Genomic DNA, 429 nt, shown 5'->3' with positions numbered 1-429 from the left:
GCGCCGTGTGCGAATGCACCTCGTTGAAGTGTTCGAAGGCCGCAGCCATCTGCGCCATCGCCGTTCTCGCGTCGGCCAGGTCCATGCGTGCTACGTAGTCGCGCTTGAACGTGTTGACGAAGCTATCGGCCATGCCGTTGCTCTGCGGGCTGCACACCGGCGTGTTCACGGGCTTGAGGCCCAGCTGCCGGGCGATCTGCCGCGTCTCGGCCGCGATGCAGGCGCCTCCGTTGCCCGAGAGGAACTCCAATGTGTGGGTGCCGGGCACACCCTCGACACTGCCGAAGCGCTTCTCCACAGCCTCGATGAGCATCTCGCGCACCGGCTCGCCCGGCAACCCCTTGCCCTCCCACGCCCGGTACGCCACGATCTCGCGGTCGCAGCAGTCTTTCGTGAACGTCGCTGTGACGGTCTGGCCCGAGTCGCATT

At 66.4% G+C, this 429-nt stretch carries 1 protein-coding gene; it reads right to left on the bottom strand.

The genetic code is table 11. The features are described 5' to 3' along the window. A partial coding sequence (locus B2J89_RS21830; protein WP_169170870.1) for an integrase core domain-containing protein occupies positions 1-429 on the bottom strand: 429 nt, incomplete at both ends.

The sequence above is a fragment of the Acidovorax sp. SRB_24 genome (genome assembly GCF_012931925.1).
This window is presented reverse-complemented; position numbering and strand designations above follow the sequence as displayed.